Here is a 20,583-nt window from a genome sequence, read left to right on the forward strand (position 1 = left end):
GAATAAATATGTGCTCAGGTATATTTATATATCAAGCTTAATACAATAAAATCTAAAGGCTTAATATGAAATTAGAAACACTCGATATTAGTATTTTTGTCATATATATAGTAGGGCTATTAGCCGTTGCTTTATGGATATCTAGAGATGAAAAGTCTCATGAAAAAAATACAGAAGATTACTTTTTAGCTGGAAAAAGTTTGCCGTGGTGGGCTATAGGTGCCTCGCTAATTGCTTCAAATATTTCAGCAGAGCAAATTATTGGGATGTCTGGTTCAGGATATGCGATAGGGCTTGCGATTGCTTCTTACGAATGGATGGCAGCTATCACGTTAGTTATTGTTGGAAAGTATATGTTACCTATTTTTTTAAAAAATAAAATATATACGATGCCTCAGTACTTAGAAAAAAGATTTGATAATAAGGTTAAAACTACATTAGCTCTTTTTTGGTTAGCTGTTTATATTTTTGTTAATTTAACGGCAGTTTTATGGCTTGGTGGGCTTGCAATAGAAACCGTAGCTGGTGTCGATTGGTTTTATGGCATGGTATTTTTAATTTTATTTTCGATGGCTTACTCCCTGTACGGTGGCCTTAAAGCGGTAGCCTATACGGATATAATTCAAGTTGTTTTACTTGTTTTTGGCGGACTATTTTTAACCTATTTAGCTCTTGATACAGTGTCAGGTGGGTTAGGGGTATTTGAAGGCGCTAAAGTTTTAACGAGAGAATTACCAGAACATTTTGATATGATTCTGAGCTCTGACAATGAACATTATCTAAGTCTGCCAGGTATTTCTGTTTTAGTTGGTGGTTTATGGGTAATGAACCTCAGTTACTGGGGGTTCAACCAATATATAATTCAAAGAGCCTTAGCCGCAAAAAATGTAAAAGAAGCTCAAAAAGGTATTGTGTTTGCTGCATACATTAAATTACTCATGCCAATAATAGTGGTTCTCCCTGGTATAGCCGCAGTATTAATATATCCCGATTTAGATATTTCCGATCATGCTTATCCATCTATGATGTCACTAATGCCAATTGGTATTAAAGGATTGGTTTTTGCAGCATTGGTAGCAGCTATCGTTTCTTCACTTGCATCAATGACAAACAGTATTTCAACTATCTTTACAATGGATATTTACAGTAAGTTGGTGCCCAATAAGACACAAACACATTATGTGAAAATTGGCCGAATTGCTGTCTGTGCATCGTTATTCATTGCGCTTGTTGTTGCAGAACCTTTTTTAGGCAACTTTGACCAAGCCTTTCAATATGTACAAGAGTTCACGGGCTTTTTTACTCCCGGAATAGTGGTCATATTTTTATTGGGAATGTTCTGGTCAAAAGCAACCTCTACAGGCGCATTTTCTGCTGCAATTGGCTCTGCTATTTTTTCAATATTGTTTAAAATATATATGTCTCATATTGCATTTATGGACCGCGTAAGTATTGTTTTCATCTTATGTTTAATTGTGTGTATTGTCGTATCGCTTCTTAATCAAGAGGTTCAAGAAAATAACACAGTGAAATTAGATGAGGTCAGTTTTAGCACAGAAACTAGTTTCAACGTAGCATCATTAGGTGTGATTATTTGTCTTGTTGCGTTTTATGTAACCTGGTGGTAACCAACTTGTTTATATTGTCATAACGATGAAATATTGGTACATATATCATCGTTATCAATATGTCCCCCTTTTTTACTTATTAAAAAAGAGGACAAAATAAAGTAGGTGCAATTGAATGCTAAACTGGATAAATAGGATTATACCAAGGGATTCAGGGCCATTAGAGGTCCAAGGTGAGGATTCTAAATTTGGTTTCCAAAAACATACCCCTAAAATAATGGAGCAAAGTCACTGGCATGGGCACATCGAAATAAATTTTCTGTTTAACTGCTCTGCAGAGTACCTTATAAATGGTCATTATATAGATGTGCCCGAAGGAAAAATGTTAATTTTTTGGGCTGCAATACCTCATCAAATGACTAATTTCACAGGTGATGGGTACATGATTAATATCTACATTCCTCTCCAAGCTTTTCTGTCTTGGAAACTACCACATGATTTTATTGAATTATTATTAATAGGAGAAGTTGTTTTATCAGACAGCTTATATCCAAATGATGAATTAATTACACAAATGTGGGGAGACGATTTAATCAAGAATACGCCATCGTTAACCATGCAGGTGATTAGTGAAATCAGAACTCGTATTTCCCGTATGGCATTAGAAAAATATAAAACGTACGGGTTTGTAGAAAGGGTAGTTAAAGAAAAAGGGCAAGCGGCTATAAGGGGAATAAACCATGTCCAAGCCATGCTCGCTTATATAGCGGAGCACTATGATGAGAAAATTAACATCGAGGATGTGGCTGGTGCGACAGGTTTACACAAAAATTATGCAATGAAGTTATTTAGTAGAGTGATGAAGGTGAGTATTAAGCACTATGTCAATCAGCTCAGGCTTCAACATGCACAGGCCCTTTTGGTTGATACACAAGAACCAGTTATTAATATTGCAAATAAAGCAGGGTTTGGCTCGGTAAGCCGATTTTACGATATGTTTCAAAAAGAATTACACATGTCACCTTTAGAGTTTAGAAAAACAATGCTTAAGCATTGAGTTATTTTTTAGGAGGGTTTTATGTTAATTGTGTAAGCTATTTAATGTTATGCGTGCTCTAATTTAATTTACAAACATTGCTTTATAAATCAAAAAATAAATGTAATTACTATTAAATAAGAGAGTAAGTGATGAAAAAATTATTTCTTTTAGTCTTTTTAACTGCGATCACAAGTTGCAAAGCAAATGCGCTGAATAAGACCATTACTTCACCCAATGGTGAAATAGAACTCACAGTTAACACTGATGGAATTGATCTAAAATACTCTGTAAAAGCGTCTGGTGAAATTATTCTTAAAGACGCTAAGGCAAATATAGCATTTGAAAAAGATGGATTATTATTACGTAACGATAAATTCAAAAATAGTACTACACAACATGTAGACGAAGTCGTTAGACCCCATATAAAACAAAAATCTGCAACCATTCATGATAATTATAATCAGTTAAACTTAGCGTATGAAACTGGTATCACTGTTCAATTTCGCGTATTTGATAATGGGGTTTCTTATCGGTTTATTAGTGACAAAAAAGGTGAATTTAAAGTTGTTAATGAAATTGCAGAGTTTAAATTTACGAAAGATTTACTTACCTATTATCCTCAAGAAAAAAGTTTTTACTCTCATAATGAAAGAACATATTTAAATAAAAATCTATCAGAATTAGGTGATGACAACTTGGGAAGTTTGCCCCTATTAGTTGAAGGCTCCAAGTTCAAAGTAGTCATTACAGAAACGGGTTTGCGAAATTACCCAGGGTTATGGGTCACAGGTAATAGTAAAACTTCATTAATGGGTACTCACCCAAAAAGAGTGCTATCTTCGAGCTTGAAAGATGGCTCAGACAGAAACGAAAATATTATTAAAAGAGCAAAAGATATTGCGTTAATAACTTCAAATGAAAGTGAGTTTAAATTTCCTTGGAGAGTAATAGCGATAAGTCAAGATGATAAAGAACTGTTAAACAACCAATTGAGCTACTTATTAGCACAAGAAAGTGAAATTGATCCAACATGGGTAAAACCTGGAAAAGTTGCATGGGATTGGTGGAATGCAAATAATCTATATGGGGTAGACTTTAAAGCGGGCGTAAATACTGAAACGTATAAATATTATATAGATTTTGCTGCACAATATGGTCTTGAATATATAATTTTAGATGAAGGTTGGTATACATTAGGCAATGCTTTAGAAATTGTAGATGATATTGATGTACAAGAAATTGTTTCATATGGTGAGTCTAAGAATGTAGGCGTGATCCTCTGGGTTGTATGGGAAACTCTTGGTAAAGATATGGATAATATCCTTAAACAGTACCAAAAGTGGGGTGTTAAGGGCATCAAAGTAGACTTTATGCAAAGAGATGATCAAGACATGGTTAACTATTATTGGAAGGTAGCTAAAGCAGCGGCAGATACAAAGCTACTTGTTAACTTTCATGGCTCATATAAACCAGCTGGATTACGAAGAGCGTATCCAAATGTTATTACTCGAGAAGGTGTTCGCGGTTTAGAGCATAATAAATGGGGTGACTACATTACGTCGGAGCATAACTTAACATTGCCCTTTATACGTATGCTCGCCGGTCCTATGGATTATACTCCAGGTGCGATGGTTAATACTCAACCTGAAAACTTTCACATATCATTTAATAGACCGATGAGTAAAACAACAAGAGCCCACCAAGTAGCACTTTATGTTGTGTTTGAAAGCCCACTTCAAATGCTTGCTGATAGCCCATCTAACTACAGAAAAGAACATGAGAGCACTCGATTTATAAGTTCGATACCATCAGTTTGGGATGAAACCGTTGTTCAGTCGGCTAAGTTAACGGATCATATTGTTATGGCAAGACGTTCAGGCTCTGATTGGTTTGTGGCTGTATTAGGTAATGGTGAAGGGCGAGAGTATGAAATAGACTTTGGGTTTTTAGATGATGGTCAATATAAAATGGAGCTTTTCAAGGACGGTATTAATGCCGATAATTATGCAAGTGACTATGCAACTTCAACATTAGCGATTGACTCAAAACTTAAGCACAAAGTTCAGCTGGCACCAAATGGTGGCTGGGTTGCTAAGCTGCGTAAAGTAGCAAACTAGATGACGCAGTATAAAAACCTATTCGCTTCTTTATTCTCGGTATTTGTTCTATTAGGAATGGTAATTTATGGCTTGATAGTAAGGCCATTTTTACTAGAGCAAACAGCGCTGCCTTTAGAAGTTGTATTTCTTTTATCGTCCATAATTGTGGTCACACAAGCCTTATACCTTGGGTTTACGTGGAATGAAATAATCACAACAGTAGTCGAAAGAATATCCAAGGCTCTTCCAATAGTTATGCTCTTATTCGCTATAGGAATACTTATTGGAACGTGGGTTTTGTCTGGGACAATTCCTTATTTAGTCTATCTTAGCCTTGAACTCGTCTCTCCCGAGCACATATATCTTATCGCTTTTATAGCATCCGCAGCATTTTCATTATGTTGCGGGTCTTCTTGGGGAACCATCGCGACAATTGGCTTAGTGTTTATTACTACCGGTAAAATTTTGAACGTAGATTTGGGGATATTGACAGGCGCGATAGTTGGGGGGGCGTATTTTGGGGATAAGCTGTCTCCATTATCTGACACAACGAATGTGGCTGCCATTTCTGTAAACGTGGATGTGCAAGCCCATATTAAAGCAATGCTTATAACCACACTACCTGCTGCTATAGTATCTTGTATTTTGTTTTTTATATTAGGTTATTTATATCCAGCAGATATGGGTGTTTCAAACTTATATGCTTTAGATGAATTAAAAGAAATCTTGCCAAATATATTTAGTTTTAACTATTTATTATTTTTACCCCCTTTGATTATCTTGGTTGGCTCAATTAAAAAAAAGGAGCCTTTACCGACTCTAATCGTTTCATCTTTATTGGCATCTTTACTCGCTATTTTTTATCAAAATAGCTCGTTTGATGATGTTGTTAATACAATTCATAGAGGCTTTTCAATAGATATGTTGGCTGCTCCTCCTACAACCCAACAAGTTTTTCTTGGTAACTTATTGAATAGAGGTGGAATATATTCATTAATAGAGCCGATTGTTATAATTTTAATTGTTTTTATTTATGTAGGTACCATCAGTAAGTTAAATGCGATACCCACTTTGATAAATAAAATCATTCCAAAAATTAAAAACCCAAGCAAGCTGGTATCCATCACATTAATTTCCTCTGGGTTAACAAATGCGCTCACCTCTAGTCAGTACGCAAATAGCTTTATCGTAGGGGAAGCTTTTTCAAGAAAATACGATGAATTAAATATACCTAGAACTGTTTTGTCTCGATCTTTAGAGGACACAGGAACCATGATTGAAAGCCTAATCCCGTGGAGCACAACATCAGTATTTATTTTTACCTCCCTTGGAGTTGGGGTATTGGAGTATTGGAATTGGCAGTTTTTATCAATTATAAATATTTTTTTAGCATTCACTTTTGCTTATTTGGGTATTGGATATGCAAAAAGTAGATCTGATTTGGAGATAGATAATGAATAAAGAGCACAACTTTGTTACCGATTTAATTCACGATAGTAATAAAGAAGGAGAGGCTTACGGTGCGGTTGTTCCTCCTATCTATCAAAACTCTTTATTTACATTCAACTCTTGGGCTGCTTTGGAGCAAGCATTTCAGGATAAAGTAAATAGTCATATTTATACTCGAGGCAACAATCCAACTGTCACCTTTGTAGAAAAGAAAATAGCTAAGCTAGCGAAAGGCGAAAAATCAAAGCTGTTTGCCTCAGGAATGGCTGCAGTTTCATCAGGTATTTTGCACTTTATGAATAATGGCGATCACATGATCACCTTAAAAAATATCTACGGTCCTGCACATAGCTTACTTAATAATTTTATGGTTCCTAAGATGGGAGTTGAAGTAACTTATGTATCTGGAAATGATATTGAAGAAATTAAAAACAGCATCCAACCTAATACCAAGTTAATTTATTTAGAAAGTCCCACATCAGTTACGTTTATAATTCAAGATATTGAAAAAATAGTAGAAATTGCTAAAAAACATAATATAGCAACCGTAATTGATAATTCATGGGCCACGCCAATATTCCAAAAAACATTACCTATGGGCATTGATTTAGAGGTGCACTCGTGTTCAAAATACTTAGGTGGGCACAGTGACATTATTGCCGGTGCTTTAATAGGCAGTACAGATGTTATAAATTCTATAGCTGGGTGCGAGTATGAACTTTTAGGAGCTAAACTATCACCCCATGAGGCAAGTTTATTACTGCGTAGTCTACGTACTCTAGATATAAGAATGGCTAAACACCAAAGTAATGCATTGTTTATAGCAGAGTTTTTAGAAAAACATGAAAAGATAAAAAATATTACCTATCCGGGGCTTAAAAGTTTTAACCAACACGAGCTTGCTTGTAAACAAATGAGTGGCTTTAGTGGGTTAATAAGCTTTCAATTAAATACTAATGATTTAACTCAAATTATTAAATTTTTTGATTCTTTAAAACTATTTCAAAAAGGGGTCAGTTGGGGCGGGCATGAAAGTCTTATTTATGCACCTGCAATTAGCTGTATAAGAGAGTTAACTGAAGAGCAAATTAATATGATGGGTATTACTCTAGGTGATATGAGAATATCAATTGGGTTAGAAGATAAACACGATTTATTAGATGACTTAATTCAGGCTTTAGATCTCATTTAAAGTAGGCGAAGGCTTTTAATACTAAAAACATGAATGCCTTACTGTAATAAACACTGCAATAGCGACTCCAATAACACAATTATAACCCTGTTATTGGAGTATCGAGTTCACTCTATTTAACCTGAACTCTGGTTAAGAGATTTACTAACGTATTGAATCATAGTGATATTTAATTTTATTTTCTCTAACCAGAAGTTTTTAATGAAAACAAGGCGAATTTACGCGTCAATAGCTGGCCTGTTGCAAGTAAAGTCAACGCAGTTAGCGCTGAAAATAGCTGCTTGAGATAGATTTATTAACCAGAATTCAGATTAGTTACCAATAAATATTTTATTTTTCCGTAGTTAAATTATCAATGCATTTAAGTAAAGTTTGAGTCGCGAATTCAATATCACGATCTGCAATAGCGTTTAACATCATTTTTTCAACTTTTATTATTTCGATTTGAGCTGCCTCCATAGCCGTCTTCCCCTCGTTTGTTAATTTGGTCATCAACCTTCGGCCATGTTGTGGATCTTTTGAGCGAATTAAAAAATTTCTTTTTTCTAATGTAGAAATAATACCTTGCATCGTTTGAGGTGTAACAAATGCAGCTTTGGCAAGATCTGCATTAGATATCCCAGGAGATATGGCTACAGTAGACAAAACCGCATACTGAGGAAGTGTTATTTCAGTAGCTCTTAGTTCTGAATCTATTTTTGTTCTTAGTGATTGTTGTGCTCGCTTTAATAGATATCCTAAATTTTGTACAGATTGATTTGAAAAATCACCACTAGACATATCAGTGTCCTTATATTAATATCAGCATCCTTATATTTTACTACTGCTTTGTTGAGACCACAATGGCTAAAATTAATTCTGATGAAAAAATACTGACACTAATTAACACATTCGATGTTGATAAAGATAAACAACAATTACTTATGGGTTTATTAGTTAGCGCAACCACAGGGGTAATGACAAAATTAGATGGCTTTATTTCTGCAAATTTACATATGAGCATTGATAAAAGGTACATTGTTAATTACGCACAATGGAAAAGTAAAGCCCATTTTGAGGCGATGCTTGAGAACCCTGAAGTACAAATGCATATGAGAAAGGCGAGAGAAATAACAAAGAGTATCACCCCCGTATTATGTGAGGTTATCTACTGTGAATCCGCTTCAATATAGGTAAAGTAAAATGAAATTCTGGATTAATACGATATCAAAAAACCATGTTCTCAAAGGAGTCGAAGGCGGGTTTACACAAGCTGACCATGGTAAAAACACTCGCCTTAAAGCGTTAGCAAAGGGGGATTATATTATTTTCTACTCACCTAAAACTGAGTAGAAAGGCGCTATCGCTCTGCAAGCTTTTACAGCGGTTGGTAGGATTACTGATGAAATACCTTATCAAGCGTCAATGACGCCTGATTTTCATCCATGGAGACGAGAAGTAAGTTTCATAAAAGCGACCGAGACACCTATTAGAGACCTAATTGAATCCCTTAACTTCATTAAAGATAAAAAGTATTGGGGTTATCCATTTCGACGCGGATTATTTGAAGTACAAGAGGCTGACTTTATAGTTATTGCCAATGCTATGAATATACATATAGATAGGTCATAAACCTGATTTATTAATTACGCTATTGAGTAGGCGTTTAATTTTATTTTTTGGGATACAAGTGGAGTACGAAAAAATGACAATAAATCCAAAATATGCCGGACCTTTAATGGGGCTAATTATTTCTTTAGGAATGAGCTTTGTTATGTCCTTTGTAATGATTTCTATGAATGTAGGATTTACCGCAATTTTTTTAAATAAGTGGATGCATGCTTGGGCAGCGGGGTTTTTAATCGGTTTTCCTGCATCTGCTGTATTTGTTCCTATTGCTAGAAAGTATGTGTTTAAGCTTACCGGGGCTGAGATGTAAACCAAATTTTATATTTAAAAAGAAATAATACTTTAGCAGTTCACTGTGTTGCTTTACATAATACGTTTAGGTTTGTTGTTAAGTAAGTGTCGTACCATTTCACTCAGTACAGGATTTTGCATGCGATTAGCCGTATAGACCAATGAAACAGGTGTTGCAGGCATATGAAATGGTTCAAGAATAGATACGAGTTCGCCACTATTAATGTAGTCCTGCACTAAAAAATCAGGCAAAAACGCGATACCATGACCTGCGGCTGAGTATTCAGCCGTAATATTTCCATAATTAACTTCAATCGTTCCCGTAACATTAACATGTCGCTCATTGTTATCTTCAAAGTAGCGCCAGCGACAGGGGGTACGAATTGAGGAATCAATTATACAATTGTGTTTTATAAGTTCTTTAGGGTGTTGAGGTGTACCGTATTTTGCTAAGTAATCAGGACTTGCGACATATAACACATTTAATTCAGTAAAATTTCGCGCGATAAGCCGAGAATCCGACAATTCATGTACTCGAATAGCAAGATCAATACCTTCCTCAACCAGGTTAATATAACGATTTAGTAATATGAGCGTGATTTTTACAGCAGGGTGTTGATGCAAAAACTCCCCTATTAAGCGAGTGATACCAAGTTGTTCAGCATTAGGGGGAGCACTAATTCGAAGGTGCCCAGCAATAGTGTGCTGATTGATATCAGCTCGACCCTCAAGGTTTTCCAAAGCATCAACAATCAGATTGAACTGCTCTAAATAATGCTCACCTTCTGCAGTGAGGTTCATAGCACGCGTTGTGCGATGAAGCAGTTGGCAACCAAGGTGCTTTTCTAGCTCAGATACCTGTTTGCTAACTGCAGAAACAACAATACCCAATTGGTCCGCTGCCTTGCTAAAACTGCCTAAATCGAGAACAACTTGAAAAGTTGTTATTGCACGCACAATATCTATTTTTCTCTTCATGTGAATAGTGTTTTTATTTTTTGCTTATTTTTCAATTATAAGTCTATTGTTATAGTTTACTCAACCTTAAAGAGATTGGAATAAACAATATGAAAATTCTATTAATAGGTGCCTCTGGCACTATCGGAAAAGCAGTAACTAAACGCCTAGCAATTAACGATGAGATTATAGCTGCAGGATACTCAAACGCAGATGTGATTGTAGATTTAGGTAGCGCAGAATCAATTAAAAAAATGTTTGAACAAGTCGGGCAAGTTGATGCGGTTATCTCAACCGCTGGGGTTGCAAACTTTGGATCTTTTGATCAACTTTCTGATGATGAGTATCAACTAGCACTTAACAACAAGCTAATGGGGCAAGTTAACTTAGTACGCTTGGGACGTGCTTATATAAGCAACGGTGGTTCAATAACGTTAACTTCGGGTGTATTGTCACGAGAGCCTATGATTGGTAGCACAGCCGTTAGTATGGTTAATGGAGCATTGGAAAGCTTTGTTAAAGCAGCGTCGCTTGAAATTGACAGCTTTCGACTTAATGTTGTGTCGCCAATTTTTGTAAAGGAAACAATGGCTATGATGGGCATGGACACCGAAGGCGGACTGTCGGCAGATGACACCGCTAAGGCATATATTGCTGCTGTAACGGGTTCAATGCATGGCGCAACACTTGATGCCCCTGATCACGTTAATTAACCTGAACGCTAGTTAAGATATTTACTAAGCAACAGACCCTAGTAAAACAGAGCTAATTTACGTGTCAATAGCTGCTTGAGATGAATTTGTTATCCAGAATTCAGGTTACTTAATTTTATTTAGAGGGAATAACATGATGACGCGAATAACAAAGTATTAATCAAGGGTGCCAACGAATATTTGCAGTCTATTTTTAATTCCCTTTATGTAAACTTTGTCAGTTATCTGTTGTTAGCTGGTATGATGCCACTGGTTTTTTGCGACTCAATGCTATTAACTGATGGCGTATGGACGTAATCAGCCAAGCAGCTGTCATAACATTATCTAAGGTGATTAATTTTGATTTCTTACAATAAAAACAGACTATTATTAACATTATGTGCAGGATTTATCGTATCAGGATGTACTGAGAAAAAGGTCAATAGCGAAGCCGTATCAGCCAAGGTCAATAGCACGCCTACTCAGCTCATCGGCACTCATGAACAACCAAAGCAAGAGTTGCTTCAGGCTCTTCTGTTCTTTGAAGACAGCTGTGGTTTTGTAGATGGCGCAAAAAATAATGGCTTTGACGTTAGTCCTAGTAAAAAAGAGTTTGAGACGTTCAAATCTTCTTTTATTGGTCATGATTCTAATGCCGCATTTGAAGACCAATACTATCTAAAACCATTGTCTAATATACCTAAACCGTACCGTAAAGCCATTGATAATATTCAGGTTGAGCAGGATGAAGAAGGAAGTATGCGTTATAGTATGTACTTCAAAAATGCGACCTACCGCGACCATGACCTCGACAAGCTTGTGATTTTCTTTAAGCCTGAAACTGATTATGCTTACGATACGTTGTATTTTAAAAATAAGAACTTTGTCGATTTAAAGCCTTCATTCAAACAAGTCTATGTAGATTGGTTGGGTGGTTATAGCGGCGCTGTTTTTAACTTAGAAAATAACTCAGTGACCTGTGATTACAGCCGTTAGAGGGGGGGGGATTTTTACGGCATTAAAGAACAACACTAATATAAAGTATAATTGAATTCACCAAAAACTTTACACGTACCCTCATGGCAAGATTAATGTTGATAGACGGGACATGGAATGTCTTATCAAAAATAAAAATAGGCACACAATTTTTCCCGCACGATACAGAGGCGCTCTCTACACTTCAACAATATGGCGTTGGATGTTTTGGGTTGAGTTATTACCTGCTTGTTTATTTTTAATCGCTTTATTTTTTATCCCCGAAAGCCCTCGATACTTAATTATGGCTGGTAAAAAAGACGCTGCTGCACGTGTTTTATCGTCATTATATGGTGCTGAAACTGCCGCTCTTAAATTAAATGAAATAGCAGAGTCTCTTGCTGGCGATAAACACCAACCTAAACTATCTGATTTAATCGATAAATCCAAAAAGCGTTTGCGCCCCATTGTATGGATAGGAATAGGCTTAGCTACATTTCAGCAATTAGTAGGGATTAACGTGGTTTTTTACTATGGCGCAGTACTTTGGCAAGCAGCAGGTTTTACTGAATCTGACGAGTTACTCATTAATATAATAAGTGCGTATTCTCATGACTTTGATCACCGATTCTCATCAGCTTTGATCGCTTGATTTATCATTTTGTAGAGCCATTTTTAAATTAACTTAACTGATCATCATCAGTCAATTCATTTAACTGTTTTCGTATCGATTCTCCTTTTAAATTCAACTTAATTGCACCATGAATCAGCCTATCTAAAATAGCATCAGCGTGCGTTGATTCGCCGATCATTTGGTGCCAATTTTCCTGTGGTAACTGACTAATGATGATGTTTGATTTATAACCATATCTAGCATCGATTAATTCAAGTAAGTCGCTTCGTTGCTGAGCACTGAGTGGCTCTAGCCCCCAATCGTCTAAAATAAGTAAGTCGTATTTAATGAGTTTACCCAATAATTTTCGATAACTGCCACCGGCCTGTGCTAGAAATAGACTTTCAAGTAATTCTTTTAATCGAATATAGAAGACACTTTTTCCTTGTAAACAGTGCTCGTGACCCAAGGCACACGCGAGGTAGGTTTTGCCACAGCCTGTGGCGCCTGTAATTAATATATTCTGATGTAAACTCAGCCAGGTGCTTTGGCTGAGGCTGCGTATTTGTGCTTTATCTAGATTGCGCTTCGGCGAGTAAATGAGTTGATTTAACTGACCCGGTACGCGGAATTTTGCTTGTCGCACCAGTCGCTCTATTTTTCTTTGGTCACGCGTATCAATTTCATGCGTTAGCAATAAACTGACTCGCTCTATAAAGCTTTGTTCTTGATAGAGGTTTGGCTGTTCAAGCTGCTGCTTGAGTGCTTGCTTTATACCCGATAACTTGAGCAATTGAAGTTGCTGATTAATTGTTTCTATCATGTTTGCATTCCTTAATGGTAGTAGTCTGTGCCACGTATGTTGCTGTGTGTAATTGGCTTTTCTGGCTCTGTTTGGAGTGTGGGTAATGGTTGTTGGTCTAACCCTTTTTGCAGCATTTGCTTAATAGATCTGTGTGTGGTCGTATTCATGCAAATTGCTCGGTAACATGCTCGCTCGAGGCGTTCCTTTGAATACGTTTTAGCTAAACTTAACCCCCCTAAACAGGTGCGATAAGCTTGCTCTGGATGACGTTTGCTATTAAGCAATAATTCAACGACTTGATGAGTATAATCACCGATACTCAATGCCCATGAGCGTAAATTTATCGGTGACTGCTCATGCTGTTTTTGATGCGCCTTTGGCATATGATGTGTCTGTGTCGTATGTCCGCCTAAACGGTTTGAGCGAGGATGCTGTGCTATTAAAGTGCCGTCATAATAAAGCTGCACGAGTTGATTGGATATGTGTGCGCGTAATTGTTTTTTAACCCACAGATAAGGCACGCTGTAGTAATGTTTTTCTATTTCAACATGGTAATCAATATGCACACGTACTGTTTTGATTTGTGTATATTGATAGGGCTTTTCAGGCAATGGCTTTAATGCGTTTTTATCCACCATATCAAATAGCTGTTTGCGTGATTGTTGATATTGCTTCATCACCTTATTGTTCATCATATCCAGTAGCTTTGCTATTTCATGATTGAGTTGCGCTAAGCTGTGGAAGATTTGGTTACGTAAGCGTGCCATGATCCAACGCTCAACAATTTGTACGCCGACTTCAGCCTTCGATTTATCTTTGGGTTTATAAGGTCTAGCCGGAATGACAGCAACGTTAAAGTACTCGGCTAACTGGTGGTACGTCGGATTTAAATCAGGCTCGTAGCGACAGGTTTTACTGACAGCACTTCTGAGATTATCGGGAATAACAACGTCAGGAACGCCGCCTAAAAATTCAAAACAACGCGCATGACTCATTACCCAATCTTCAAGTTGCTGACTATACGTTGCTTCAGCATAGGTATAATTTGATGCACCTAGCACAGCAACGAATATCTGAGCAGTGCGCTTTTCTTGTGTCGTCGGACAAGTAATGGTAATTGTGGGGCCACAATAATCCACAAACAGCTTTTCACCCCCTTTATGCTGCTGACGCATTCAGAGTCGCTGGGTACCTAACCATTGTTTATAAGCTCGGCAGAAGTGACTGTAGCTGTAATAAGGTTCACCCACTTTTTCAAGTAACTCATCAAATACGAGCTGTAATGTTAGGTGTTTATGTTGTTTTAAGTCTTTATTGATATTTAACCAGTCAGGCGTTGGGTGTCTTTTTTTACGCGTTGAGAAGCGCTTGAGTTTGGTGTTGAAAAATGTATTTTGCTGTTTATCCTCTGGTATTGGCCATTGATTTAAGCCTAACTCATTGGCCTTTTTAAGGTAATTAGCCACAGTACCAGGTGAAATATTTAAACTTCTGGCAATCTCTCGATGGGATAATTGTGCTGAGTACTTCAGCCGTAAAATGGAATGTAATTTACTCATAGATATAGGTCTTGTTGTCATTGTTGTTATCCTCATCAAACGATTCAGATAACGGTTTAACACACCTACAAAAATGATAAAACGTGAACTCGGTTACGAGTGGTATTAAGCTTTGATCGGCAAAATCATTAAGAGCATAAAAGTGATCATTTACAAGTGATTTTAGTGATCAAAGCTTAATGAGAATAAGCGATCAAAGTTAATGCAATTGGGTGATCAAAGCTGGAGAGAATATGCAACTTGGCTTTACATAGCTACTTTATAAAATTAGTTTAAAAATGTTCTTCAATAAACTTTTTATTTAGTCGTGGGTTTGCAATCATAAGCTCTTTAAACTGGCGCACAAATGAAACATACCTTTTATAAAAACAGCGCTTTCATACCATGCTCTTGGTAAAGCTTTGGAGTGATTGTTTGTCTCTGGTTTAGCTTGCTGAGTTGATTAACTATAAACTAAATGTAGATTAAGGTGAATTAGGCTAATTGCACCTAATCACGGCAATTATACTTATTATAATGCTCATATTATTAAAGTTATATTGTTGTGATTCAATGAAACCGGACACTAATTAGTGAATTTGTGCCTTGTGTGGGCACCGATGTCTAAACAAGTCACAAAAGTAGTTTATGGAATAGAGATCATAGAGTATTTCATGAAATGACACTGAAAATATTAGGGTAGTGGTCACCTGATTTGAAATTTTTGGTTTGGAATTTGTGATTTGATGTTCGTGAATTAGTAAGGGTAGGGGTCTAATTTTGAGGAGGATTAAAGAGCTAAAAATGTGCTTTGGGCGCTTGGGCACAAGTTTGGGCACAAATCGATAAAAACTGTAATCTTTAGGATGATCTTTTAAGGCTTGGCTCTCGTTATTTTTAAATTTTGAATACAAAATAATAAAAAACTAAGAATTTAATTTTCAACAAAAAATTAAACGAGTAGATTGAATAGGTATTTTAACTATTTGAAATATAGAGTTTAATTGGTACGACCGAGTGGATTCGAACCACCGACCTCTACCATGTCAAGGTAGCGCTCTAACCAGCTGAGCTACGGTCGTACAATTTTTTTAGGATTCTTAAATGTTGGTACGACTGAGTGGATTCGAACCACCGACCCCTACCATGTCAAGGTAGTGCTCTAACCAACTGAGCTACAGTCGTATTACTTTAATTTAAGCTAAGTGCTAACTAGGTAGCACGGGCGCTAATATATAGCGTGATGGGAGTTGGATCAAGCAGCTTTATAGTTTTTGCGTTTATTTGCCGTTTTTTTATTCATATTGGGCTGATTTCACACATTTTATAAAATTTTTGCCACCAAAATACATGGTTTTTAGCTGAGTATTTTAGTTGGTTCAATAAGTTACTGTTTGCATTGGGCTGGAGTAAATTATTAATTGGTTTGCTGGTGATTGCTGTTTTATACCAAAGTTGTTGATATAGCGGTTGCAGGGTTTCTAAGTAGCCGGCGAGCTGTGCTTGGTAAGGTTGCACTTGTCCTAAGTAATATTTTTTAAAGATATTATTTACAATTTGCGCTTGGTTATTATTTTTACCTGCTTGGCATAGCTGGCTAATATTTATGGTGTTTATAAATTGGGTAGCACTGTTATTTAGGGCTATTTGCGTTCTTACTGATTGAATTAGCTGCTGGTTAAACTGGTATTTATTAAGCTGCTCTAGTGCGGCAAATAAATGCTCGGAGTTTATTTGTGCAAACTGCTGCTTGGTTATTTGTTGTTTAATATTTACCAGCTTTGTTACGGCATTTACTGTGTCGCTAAAGCCTGCTGGGGTTATTGAAAGCTCTCGCGAGCTCAGTTGCCAAATGCGATTAAGCTCGGACTCTTTATAGAGCATGCTATTAAAGTAGTGCATTAAGTTATTTTGTTTGTGTTCGGTTGCCGCCAAAATCTTTTTATAAATAGAAGAGTCTTTTTCAAGCGAAGTTAAGCACTGCTGCGCACTTTGTATAAATTTTATTTGATAGATTAATATGCTTGCCGCTGTGGCGGTTTTACCGAGTTGGTTATTATGCTCGCTAATGAGGACGTTAAGTTTGCAGTGGCTTAAACTGGCAAGTTGAATAATGCCCAAGGTGATGTTGCTATCACTTAATACAGTTAATGGTATTAAGCTTAGTGGTTCTAGCGGTTTTGGTGTTACTGGCTGTAAATCAAGCGTGTTTGCTAGCCGCTGGATATAAGTATGGTTTGCATTACTGGGCTTATCGCTACAAGCGGTTAATGCAATAAAGCACACTACCAATAAACAGATTATTGGCAGTGGCTTTACTAATAGCCGTTTAAGCTTGCAAAGATGGTTCATATTTAAAACGTCTATGTACTGTGTACATTAACAATACAGCAGCGAGTGTTAAGCCAACAATAATGCCCAACCAAAAACCATGTGGGCCCATTGCTGGGACGATTAAGTCGGTTCTGGCTAATACATAGCCTAGTGCAAAGCCAACTAACCAATACGATACAAATGTAATATATGAAATAGGTGCGGTGTATTTTAATCCACGTAATATGCCATTTGCAGCAACTTGTAGTGCATCAGGTAATTGATATATACAGGCTAAAATCATGATTGATGAAGCCAGTGCCAGTACTTCGGGGCTGTCGCTATACAGTTGGCTTATTAAATCGCGGCCTAAAAAGGTAGTTACGGCAACAAATAGGGCAATGAGCGCTGCCAGTATATAGCTAGTTGAAACAGCAACTTTTAGTTGTTTTAAATGGTTTTGACCATATAAGTTGCCTATACGTATACTTATAGCAATAGAAAGGCTGAGCGGCATCATAAACAATAAAGTGGTAACACTGGCGGCAATTTGATGGCCAGATACGGCTACGGCGCCTAAATGGGCTATAAATAATGGAATGCAGGCAAATAAGGTTACTTCAAAAAAAGTAGCTAATGAAATAGGAATACCCAATTTAGTGATAATGCCAATAGTGGTTAAATTAGGTTTTTCAAATGGAGTCATTAAGCCTTTAGCATCTATTTTTTTACTCATTTGGCAATAAATAACCTGGGCTATTGCCATTACAGTTAATACTAATGCAGTAGCAATACCACAGCCTGCGCCGCCATAAGCGGGTAGGCCAAATAAGCCATTAATAAAAATATAGTTAACCGGAATATTAACCGCTAAACCTAACAGACTGATATAAAAAGCGGGTTTGGTCATGCCCATACCTTCGGTCATATTTCTGTAAACGGTAAAAATTAAAAAGCCAAACACTCCCCATTTAACAAAGCGAATATAATCACTGGCAAGTGTTGCTATAGCAGGGCTGGTGTCGAGTTTTAAAATAATAATATCGGCAAATTGAGCAATACCAAACCCAGCAATACATAGCAGCGCAGTTAAATATAAAGCTTGTTGAAAATAATGGCTGATGCCTTTTTTATCGTTGGCCCCCGCAAACTGTGCAATAACACCGGTTAAAGCGAGTAAAATACCTTGCAGTGCAAGTAATAATGGGTTCCAAATACCAGTGGCAATAGATAAAGCAGCTAAATCAGTTGGGCTTACTTGGCCTGCCATTATCGTATCGACGACAGACATTAAAACAAGGGTAACCTGAGCTAAAAAAACGGGGATGGCAAGGGAAAGTAAGCGTTTAGCTTCCCAATTACTAAATGTCATAACAAACAGCTAAGAAATAATACAGGGCATAATTGTAATCTATTGCGGGGTGCCAATCCATTAAGATAATTATTAAGAGTGCATGATTTTATAACTTGATACGTTAAACTAGAGGCTATTAAGCAGCAAAGGCTTAACAGCCCCAATTTTGTAATAAACTTAAGAGATTATATGTTTACAGGAATTATACAAACCCAAGCGAGAGTCGTGTCGGCTAACCAAGTAAATGGCGTGATGCAATTAACCATAGCGGTTGAAAAGCAATATATACAGCAACTAAATTTAGGGGCGAGTATTGCTATTAATGGCTGCTGTTTAACAGTTGTTAAAGTATTAGCAAGTGATGATGATTTAATGGCGCAGGTATATTTTGATGTGATTGATGAAACACTCAAGTTAACTAACTTAGGTAAGCTTGAACTGGGCAGTTTAGTTAATTATGAGCGTTCAGTAACCTTTGGTACTGAACTTGGCGGGCATATTGTGTCTGGCCATATTCACTGTACGGCTAAAGTGGTGCAAATAGTTAAACAGCAAAGTAATTATAAAATGCAATTGTGCATACCGCCGCAGTGGCAAAAGTATGTATTGTATAAAGGTTTTGTGGCTATAAATGGCGCAAGTTTAACTGTAGGTAATGTTGATGAGCAGGGCTTTTGGCTGCACCTTATTCCCGAAACCCTCGCTATTACCAACTTAGATGCAGCTAAGCTAGGTGATGAGTTTAATATTGAGGTAGATCAGCAAACCTATACCATAATAAATACGGTTGAGAACTACTTGCGTCAGCAGAGTTAAAATATTTGTTCGTCGCCGCTATCTACATGTAATTCTAGTTTATTACGAGCATGGTCAATGTGCATGTTTAAATGAATAGGGTTACAACAGGCGCTGCACTCTTCTATGTAGTCTTGATCTCCCATGCTGGCATCTAAATCTAAATGAATATGATGCCCGCAGTGCGGACATGAAATACGTTGCGATACAAAGTTTTTCATAATCACTCCATGTACATTATTAAGTAGGCTTTCAATAATATAATTACACTAATTAATCACTTACTTAATGCTATTGGTATAAGCTCAATATAGTCGGGTTTGAATGTTTACTGCGTTTAATTTAGTTTATTAGGATTACTTTATTAACCTTTCTATGTGTTGTTTTGCTTGGGTAAGGTAATGCCCCGCAAAAATATTAGCGTGGTTTAAAATAGGGTAAAGCTGGTATATTAATTTACGTTGCTCAAAACTTGCTAGCAACGGATATTGTTGATTATAAGCGCTGTAAAAATCATCTGGCAGTGGTGCAAATAGCTCGCTCATGGCTATATCAACCTCTCGGTCACCGTAATAACAGGCAGGGTTAAATATACTCGGTACTGTATTTATAAACCCTACATTACCACGCCAAAAATCGCCATGTAATAATGATGGCTCTACGGGGTGGCTGTGTAATTGCTCTTTTACTAAATTAATTAATCGCTCTGGCTCTATAAATATAATGCCTTTTTCTGCCAATAATTGTAATTGCCAGCCTATGCGCTCTTCGGCGTAAAATATATTCCACTTTTTATGCCAGCTATTAGGCTGTACTGTAGTGGCTAAATAATTATCTACATCAAAACCAAACATGGCTTGCTGATGCTTTTGATGCAACATTGCTAAGCCTTTACCCATTGCGTTCCATGTGGGGTGTGGTTGTTTGTCAAATTCTAACCACTCTAAAACAATAAACGAGAACTCTATATTTGCACCTGTTGTAATGCAATCAGGCACTATAAACACCCCGTTTTCTGTGAGCAGCTTTAAACCAAGCGATTCGCTTTCTAGGCGCTCAAGCTCATTTTTTAACGCTACTTTTACTAAATAGTTGTGCGTACCATTGGTTATATGAAAAAGTTTGTCTGTGTTGGTGCTCTGAAGTTGCTGTTTATGAGTATGTTTAAAGTCATAATGTATGGCTTGGCTTATTTGCTCGTTTACTGTTTTCCACATAACAATTGCTCGCTTTTTAAACCGATACTTAAACTATGGCAAAAAGGTATTAATTTAACAAACTAATCGTTGTAAAAT

The 20,583-nt window shown here is 36.8% G+C and carries 18 protein-coding genes, 2 tRNA genes and 2 pseudogenes; 12 read left to right on the forward strand and 10 right to left on the reverse strand.

What is annotated here, in order from left to right; all coding sequences use genetic code 11:
- Positions 1-65 precede the first annotated feature (65 nt).
- From H5079_RS03410 to H5079_RS03430, 5 genes are all read left to right on the forward strand, one after another.
- Positions 66-1,628: a sodium/sugar symporter gene (locus H5079_RS03410; RefSeq protein WP_182683438.1), complete on the forward strand. Its 1,563-nt coding sequence runs from the start codon at positions 66-68 to the stop codon at positions 1,626-1,628.
- A 115-nt stretch (positions 1,629-1,743) separates the two neighbouring features.
- Positions 1,744-2,625, forward strand: a complete 882-nt coding sequence (locus H5079_RS03415; RefSeq protein WP_010552578.1) for a helix-turn-helix domain-containing protein — start codon at positions 1,744-1,746, stop codon at positions 2,623-2,625.
- 131 nt (positions 2,626-2,756) lie between these two features.
- A complete protein-coding gene (locus H5079_RS03420; protein ID WP_182683439.1) occupies positions 2,757-4,724 on the forward strand; it encodes a glycoside hydrolase family 97 protein in 1,968 nt (655 codons plus the stop codon).
- The gene (locus tag H5079_RS03425) at positions 4,725-6,167 is read left to right on the forward strand and encodes a Na+/H+ antiporter NhaC family protein (protein WP_182683440.1); all 1,443 of its coding nucleotides are present in this window, start codon (positions 4,725-4,727) and stop codon (positions 6,165-6,167) included.
- Positions 6,160-7,347 carry a PLP-dependent aspartate aminotransferase family protein gene (locus H5079_RS03430; RefSeq protein WP_182683441.1) on the forward strand — a complete coding sequence of 396 codons (1,188 nt, stop codon included), beginning with the start codon at positions 6,160-6,162 and terminating at the stop codon, positions 7,345-7,347. Before H5079_RS03425 ends, H5079_RS03430 begins: the two co-directional genes overlap by 8 nt.
- Positions 7,348-7,677: 330 nt before the next feature.
- On the opposite strand, the gene H5079_RS03435 is transcribed toward H5079_RS03430, so the two are convergent.
- Entirely contained in the window at positions 7,678-8,127 is a 450-nt protein-coding gene (locus tag H5079_RS03435) for a MarR family winged helix-turn-helix transcriptional regulator (RefSeq protein WP_182683442.1), read from the reverse strand.
- 62 nt (positions 8,128-8,189) lie between these two features.
- On the opposite strand from H5079_RS03435, the gene H5079_RS03440 reads away from it, so the two are divergent.
- The 3 genes from H5079_RS03440 to H5079_RS03450 all read left to right on the forward strand — a co-directional run bounded on the left by H5079_RS03440 (position 8,190) and on the right by H5079_RS03450 (position 9,265).
- Positions 8,190-8,519, forward strand: a complete 330-nt coding sequence (locus tag H5079_RS03440) for an antibiotic biosynthesis monooxygenase (protein ID WP_077535478.1) — start codon at positions 8,190-8,192, stop codon at positions 8,517-8,519.
- 175 nt (positions 8,520-8,694) lie between these two features.
- Positions 8,695-8,958, forward strand: a complete 264-nt coding sequence (locus tag H5079_RS18505; RefSeq protein ID WP_220488939.1) for an EVE domain-containing protein — start codon at positions 8,695-8,697, stop codon at positions 8,956-8,958.
- 73 nt (positions 8,959-9,031) lie between these two features.
- A complete protein-coding gene (locus H5079_RS03450; protein WP_182683443.1) occupies positions 9,032-9,265 on the forward strand; it encodes a DUF2798 domain-containing protein in 234 nt (77 codons plus the stop codon).
- A gap of 53 nt (positions 9,266-9,318) precedes the next feature.
- On the opposite strand, the gene H5079_RS03455 is transcribed toward H5079_RS03450, so the two are convergent.
- Positions 9,319-10,224 carry a LysR family transcriptional regulator gene (locus H5079_RS03455; protein ID WP_182683444.1) on the reverse strand — a complete coding sequence of 302 codons (906 nt, stop codon included), beginning with the start codon at positions 10,222-10,224 and terminating at the stop codon, positions 9,319-9,321.
- An 89-nt stretch (positions 10,225-10,313) separates the two neighbouring features.
- Between H5079_RS03455 and H5079_RS03460 the strand changes: the two genes are divergently transcribed.
- The 3 genes and pseudogenes from H5079_RS03460 to H5079_RS03470 all read left to right on the forward strand — a co-directional run.
- On the forward strand, positions 10,314-10,916 hold the full coding sequence (locus H5079_RS03460) for a short chain dehydrogenase (RefSeq protein ID WP_182683445.1): 603 nt from the start codon (positions 10,314-10,316) through the stop codon (positions 10,914-10,916).
- A 339-nt stretch (positions 10,917-11,255) separates the two neighbouring features.
- Positions 11,256-11,891: a hypothetical protein gene (locus tag H5079_RS03465; protein ID WP_182683446.1), complete on the forward strand. Its 636-nt coding sequence runs from the start codon at positions 11,256-11,258 to the stop codon at positions 11,889-11,891.
- 193 nt (positions 11,892-12,084) lie between these two features.
- A pseudogene (locus H5079_RS03470) lies at positions 12,085-12,471 on the forward strand (MFS transporter); the annotation flags it as partial.
- Positions 12,472-12,550: 79 nt separating this feature from the next.
- On the opposite strand, the gene istB reads toward H5079_RS03470, so the two are convergent.
- From istB to H5079_RS03500, 6 genes and pseudogenes are all read right to left on the reverse strand, one after another.
- Positions 12,551-13,306 carry an IS21-like element helper ATPase IstB gene (gene istB, locus H5079_RS03475; protein WP_182683447.1) on the reverse strand — a complete coding sequence of 252 codons (756 nt, stop codon included), beginning with the start codon at positions 13,304-13,306 and terminating at the stop codon, positions 12,551-12,553.
- Between the two features lie 11 nt (positions 13,307-13,317).
- Positions 13,318-14,868, reverse strand: a pseudogene (gene istA / locus H5079_RS03480) (IS21 family transposase).
- Between the two features lie 963 nt (positions 14,869-15,831).
- Positions 15,832-15,908 (reverse strand) — tRNA-Val (locus H5079_RS03485).
- Positions 15,909-15,934: 26 nt separating this feature from the next.
- Positions 15,935-16,011: transfer RNA gene (locus H5079_RS03490), tRNA-Val, on the reverse strand.
- Between the two features lie 114 nt (positions 16,012-16,125).
- Positions 16,126-17,178, reverse strand: a complete 1,053-nt coding sequence (locus H5079_RS03495; protein WP_182683448.1) for a DUF3080 domain-containing protein — start codon at positions 17,176-17,178, stop codon at positions 16,126-16,128.
- Positions 17,156-18,511 (reverse strand): MATE family efflux transporter, encoded by a 1,356-nt coding sequence (locus H5079_RS03500; RefSeq protein WP_011328411.1) that lies wholly within the window; start codon positions 18,509-18,511, stop codon positions 17,156-17,158. Before H5079_RS03500 ends, H5079_RS03495 begins: the two co-directional genes overlap by 23 nt.
- Before the next feature lie 171 nt (positions 18,512-18,682).
- Between H5079_RS03500 and H5079_RS03505 the strand changes: the two genes are divergently transcribed.
- Positions 18,683-19,309: a riboflavin synthase subunit alpha gene (locus tag H5079_RS03505; RefSeq protein ID WP_089368376.1), complete on the forward strand. Its 627-nt coding sequence runs from the start codon at positions 18,683-18,685 to the stop codon at positions 19,307-19,309.
- Here H5079_RS03505 and H5079_RS03510 read toward each other — a convergent pair.
- Entirely contained in the window at positions 19,306-19,509 is a 204-nt protein-coding gene (locus H5079_RS03510; RefSeq protein WP_011328409.1) for a CPXCG motif-containing cysteine-rich protein, read from the reverse strand. The genes H5079_RS03505 and H5079_RS03510 overlap by 4 nt on opposite strands.
- Positions 19,510-19,644: 135 nt before the next feature.
- Positions 19,645-20,505, reverse strand: coding sequence for a fructosamine kinase family protein (locus H5079_RS03515; RefSeq protein ID WP_011328408.1), 861 nt, complete (start codon positions 20,503-20,505; stop codon positions 19,645-19,647).
- Between the last annotated feature and the right edge of the window lie 78 nt (positions 20,506-20,583).

It is taken from the genome of Pseudoalteromonas sp. SG44-5 (genome assembly GCF_014164175.1).
Taxonomy (GTDB): Bacteria; Pseudomonadota; Gammaproteobacteria; order Enterobacterales; family Alteromonadaceae; genus Pseudoalteromonas; species Pseudoalteromonas nigrifaciens.

Excerpts from the sequence above, each read along its gene's own strand:
- H5079_RS03440 (WP_077535478.1), top strand. The coding sequence starts at position 8,190 with ATGGCTAAAATTAATTCTGATGAAAAAATACTGACACTAATTAACACA.
- H5079_RS03425 (WP_182683440.1), top strand. The coding sequence starts at position 4,725 with ATGACGCAGTATAAAAACCTATTCGCTTCTTTATTCTCGGTATTTGTT.
- H5079_RS03505 (WP_089368376.1), top strand. The coding sequence starts at position 18,683 with ATGTTTACAGGAATTATACAAACCCAAGCGAGAGTCGTGTCGGCTAAC.
- H5079_RS03500 (WP_011328411.1), bottom strand. The coding sequence starts at position 18,511 with ATGACATTTAGTAATTGGGAAGCTAAACGCTTACTTTCCCTTGCCATC.
- H5079_RS03430 (WP_182683441.1), top strand. The coding sequence starts at position 6,160 with ATGAATAAAGAGCACAACTTTGTTACCGATTTAATTCACGATAGTAAT.
- H5079_RS03515 (WP_011328408.1), bottom strand. The coding sequence starts at position 20,505 with ATGTGGAAAACAGTAAACGAGCAAATAAGCCAAGCCATACATTATGAC.
- H5079_RS03460 (WP_182683445.1), top strand. The coding sequence starts at position 10,314 with ATGAAAATTCTATTAATAGGTGCCTCTGGCACTATCGGAAAAGCAGTA.
- H5079_RS03410 (WP_182683438.1), top strand. The coding sequence starts at position 66 with ATGAAATTAGAAACACTCGATATTAGTATTTTTGTCATATATATAGTA.
- H5079_RS03455 (WP_182683444.1), bottom strand. The coding sequence starts at position 10,224 with ATGAAGAGAAAAATAGATATTGTGCGTGCAATAACAACTTTTCAAGTT.
- istB (WP_182683447.1), bottom strand. The coding sequence starts at position 13,306 with ATGATAGAAACAATTAATCAGCAACTTCAATTGCTCAAGTTATCGGGT.
- H5079_RS03415 (WP_010552578.1), top strand. The coding sequence starts at position 1,744 with ATGCTAAACTGGATAAATAGGATTATACCAAGGGATTCAGGGCCATTA.
- H5079_RS03435 (WP_182683442.1), bottom strand. The coding sequence starts at position 8,127 with ATGTCTAGTGGTGATTTTTCAAATCAATCTGTACAAAATTTAGGATAT.
- H5079_RS03450 (WP_182683443.1), top strand. The coding sequence starts at position 9,032 with ATGACAATAAATCCAAAATATGCCGGACCTTTAATGGGGCTAATTATT.
- H5079_RS03510 (WP_011328409.1), bottom strand. The coding sequence starts at position 19,509 with ATGAAAAACTTTGTATCGCAACGTATTTCATGTCCGCACTGCGGGCAT.
- H5079_RS03495 (WP_182683448.1), bottom strand. The coding sequence starts at position 17,178 with ATGAACCATCTTTGCAAGCTTAAACGGCTATTAGTAAAGCCACTGCCA.
- H5079_RS03420 (WP_182683439.1), top strand. The coding sequence starts at position 2,757 with ATGAAAAAATTATTTCTTTTAGTCTTTTTAACTGCGATCACAAGTTGC.